At 37.8% G+C, this 3,477-nt stretch carries 6 protein-coding genes and 2 pseudogenes; all 8 read left to right on the top strand.

The annotated features are described in order from the left end of the window. Positions 1 to 278 (top strand): annotated as a pseudogene (locus ACFINF_RS08895) (DUF6990 domain-containing protein); the annotation flags it as partial. An 88-nt stretch (positions 279 to 366) separates the two neighbouring features. Beyond that, positions 367 to 717: an HNH/ENDO VII family nuclease gene (locus ACFINF_RS08890; protein ID WP_375620542.1), complete on the top strand. Its 351-nt coding sequence runs from the start codon at positions 367 to 369 to the stop codon at positions 715 to 717. Between the two features lie 252 nt (positions 718 to 969). Continuing rightward, positions 970 to 1,440: an SMI1/KNR4 family protein gene (locus ACFINF_RS08885; protein ID WP_375620541.1), complete on the top strand. Its 471-nt coding sequence runs from the start codon at positions 970 to 972 to the stop codon at positions 1,438 to 1,440. A 191-nt stretch (positions 1,441 to 1,631) separates the two neighbouring features. Beyond that, entirely contained in the window at positions 1,632 to 2,111 is a 480-nt protein-coding gene (locus ACFINF_RS08880; RefSeq protein WP_375620544.1) for a hypothetical protein, read from the top strand. A gap of 46 nt (positions 2,112 to 2,157) precedes the next feature. Next, a complete protein-coding gene (locus ACFINF_RS08875; protein WP_375620540.1) occupies positions 2,158 to 2,469 on the top strand; it encodes a hypothetical protein in 312 nt (103 codons plus the stop codon). Next, a pseudogene (locus tag ACFINF_RS08870) lies at positions 2,463 to 2,594 on the top strand (hypothetical protein); the annotation flags it as partial. The gene ACFINF_RS08875 and the pseudogene ACFINF_RS08870, both read left to right, overlap by 7 nt. A gap of 39 nt (positions 2,595 to 2,633) precedes the next feature. Next, positions 2,634 to 3,218, top strand: a complete 585-nt coding sequence (locus tag ACFINF_RS08865) for a hypothetical protein (protein WP_375620539.1) — start codon at positions 2,634 to 2,636, stop codon at positions 3,216 to 3,218. A 119-nt stretch (positions 3,219 to 3,337) separates the two neighbouring features. After that, a partial coding sequence (locus ACFINF_RS08860) for a glycoside hydrolase family protein (RefSeq protein ID WP_375620543.1) occupies positions 3,338 to 3,477 on the top strand: 140 nt, incomplete at its 3' end.

Raw genomic sequence — 3,477 nt, 5'->3', positions numbered from 1 at the left:
AAAAGGCGCCACGTCTAAAGCAAACGATACGGATTATGCTTTGCTTCATCTTGGCACTCTTGCTTTGTTGGGTGATGATGAAACTTTGCAATCTTATCAGAAAAGCTTTACGGCAGGGGATCACCTAGGCTTTGACGAGAGCATCCAACAGCTTCATCTTGAACGTGCATTAACTTTAGCCAAAGAAGTAGCAAAGATGAAGCAAGTGAGCTACGCTTTGATTAAACAGGTGGCAAAAGGATTTCGATAATCACTCAGAGCTTTCTAGCGAGGAATAACCTCGCTCTTGGAAGGAGAGTTTATTTAAGTCTATTTAGAACAAAGAATAAATTGATTATTTTGAAAAAATCGAGGGGATTATGAATCATGAAATGGATAAAGAAAAAAAGTATGGGGGCAGCTGAGCCTGTGGCATTTAAAGGTCAAAAAGTTTATCAGGAAGATGAACTGTTTGATCCTGAAACAGTTTCTTCTTGGAAAGAAAAAGGACACATAATAACAGGTACAAATGTGGAAAGAATGGCATCAGGAAGAGCTCCTATTGGAGTCGATTGTAGGCCTATTATGTTACATCCTGTGACACAAGAACAAGATAGTCCTCTCGTTGAGGTTCTCTACTCATTTTATCAAGGCAGGAGTTTGCTTTCTCCTATGAATCCAAAGACAAATTTTATCAGAAAAGTTATTTGTTGGATTTCAAAAAAAATTTCTAAGTAGGAAAAAAAGAAAAAGTAATTATTGCAAATATTAGAGTAATGTCCCTAAAAGGCGCTCTCTAAACTTTAATGATCACCTCCTTTAATTATATCATATATTGTAAATGCGAGATGATTTTACAGACACAGATGAGAAAAGAGCTCCTTCAAGAAAATATCCCTTATGATTCTATCAATGTAATCCCAATTCCATTGGCTATGGTAGAGAAATATTGATCAGTAGAAACACGCTGTGACTTATGGAGAAAAATTTATGAAAAGTTATACTTTATCGGATGTTGCACAATATATTGATATGCATAGTCATGCTATTAATTTTGGTACTAAAGATAATGCCCCTGATGATGTAAGGATTAAAACAGCTGAGAATACTCTCGATTTACAATTTACCTCTTCCTATAAGGGTTTTTTAAAAAATTATGGAGGCGGAGAAGTTGGAGGTGAAGAAATATTCAGTATTTATGAAATCTGTGCTGGTATTCCTGCTGGTGATATTGTTTACCGAAATTTGCTCGATAGAAGAGATGGCTTTACGAATCCCAAACAACTTGTTATCTGCACAACTGATTTTGGTGAAACCTTTTACTTTGATTATACTCAATTTCGGGATGGAGAGTGCCCGCTCTATCTTAAGTTTCCACTTGATGATCCCCAATATTACGCAAGTAATTTTTATGAATTTCTCTGTAAAAGAATTAAAGAGTATGCAGGGGAAGATTTATGAAAACCTATACCTTAGATGATGTTGCAGTATTAATTGATAAAGTTAATAAATATAATGATGATATTATCAATTTTCGTACTGAAGAAAATGCGGCTGATAATCTACAGATTGAAAAAGCGGAGAAAGCTCTTGGTTTGAAATTCACATCTTCTTACAAGAGTTTTTGGAAAAAACTATGGAGGAGGGGAAAAATGAAAAAAATCTTAAAACTATTGAGCAGCATGGCTCTCTTAAGTACAGCTGGATGTCAGTTAGGCAATCCTCCCCCATCGACTTTGGTTTTATGGGAAAAGCCTAAAGCAGATCGGGCTGTAATCGAACAATCACTTTTAAAATGTGGCTGGAAACCGGTTTATGCTTCTTCTAGTGATATGAATTCGTATGCAAGTGAATTTGCTTCAGTATATGAGTGCATGAAAAAAGCAGGTTTTCGATATAAATTGCAGGATTCAAAGGGGATTTATTTTACACAACCTCCGAAAAGTGATTCGTTCCTAACCGATCTCATGATAGCTGGATATCAGCAATTTATGAACAATGATACTTTTGGTCTAAGCAAAGCGAGCAAGAAGGAACGGGCCATGATAACTCATTTTGAGAATGAAAGAAAACGTCAACAAACAAGAAAATCTTTGCAAAAGCGATCATCAAAGCATCCTACCCATTCTTAAAGAGTTAGTTGAACAAAAAGCACGAATGATGGAGGGAGTCAAAATAGTGCTCTTCTTTATTCAAGCGGATGAGACGTTGAATCTAATGGTTGATCAGCTCACCAACAAGGCAACAGTAGGTTTTCTTTCCACTTATTTTTTAGAGAATGTGCGTTTTGATCAGCATCACAGAATTCTGGAAGCCGATCCGAAAAATAGAAAAGGTCTTGTGATCAATAAAGGGGCATGTTTTCGCTTTTATCATGGTGGTGAGAATGGGGGTAGGTACCTCTTTTACCGCGTTCCAGGGCGTGGAAGGATGTCTTTTGACGAAGATCTTGAAGCAGGAAAGGATTATTATATACATATCTCATCCTAAAAGATCAGACGAATGAGATATCCTTTAAAATTTCGCAAAATCCGACGGCTCCTGATGGCTATACAGAGGATAATTCTGAAAAGATTGGCGGATTTCATACGCTATGTGCGGATGTTGGTGAGATTGAAGGTCATCTCTTATCGGGTTATCAAGCGGGGAATGTTTTGCCCAATTCTGTTTGGTGTTTAAATCACCATCCACGTAGTGGCCTAGAGGGAATGGTTTACAATCCGTGGCATAATATTTGGGTTGATATTTATCTTCAATCAGGGACAGGTGTAAATGCAAAGTCGGCATACGGTATTCCGATTACGACCAATCGTAGTTATGAGGATCATGCATTTGATTTTTGGTCTGTTAATAAGAGATTTTTGACGAGTGATGAGTTCTCGCCATGTATGTATGGAAGTAATCAAACAACCAGTATTACAGGCAATCAAGCGCCTTCTCCTCAGACATCTGGAGGACACGTTGATACAAACAATAGACGGATGATTTCGTATATCGGTTGTGAGGATGGTTACGGTTATGTGTGGCAATTTTTGTCTGGTTGTTATCCAGTGACTAAATGGCATACAGGGGAACAAGGAAGCAGTTTATGTGTAGACATAAATGTTATGTTGGGAGGAGGCGATTGGACTGGTGGCTTTAACAATGATCATCTTGTGCGGAACTTTGCCCATTCTCGTTATGTCGAAGATGAAAAAATAGGCGCCTGTGGATGTAGCGATCCATTTTATTATAATTAGCGCTAGATTGATTAGAACATCATTTTATGCCGCCCCACTTATGTGGGGCTTTTTTTATGGAGCGTCAGATGAGAAAGATATCGAAAGAAGGATTAGAACTTATCAAATAATGGGAAGGTTTGCGTTTAGAGGCTTACAGAGATACGGCATGTGTTTGGACGATTGGTTATGGTCACACCAGTAATGCGGGTCACCCCCTCGTCAAAAAAGGCATGTGTATTAACAAAGAGCAAGCAGAAGAAATCCTTTGTGAAGACTT

Origin of the sequence: Bartonella sp. TS25HLJMH, from assembly GCF_042193505.1 — a bacterium.
GTDB classification, from domain to species: Bacteria; Pseudomonadota; Alphaproteobacteria; order Rhizobiales; family Rhizobiaceae; genus Bartonella; species Bartonella grahamii.
The sequence above is the reverse complement of the archived record's forward strand: the minus strand, read 5'-3'. Positions and strand labels throughout refer to the sequence as shown.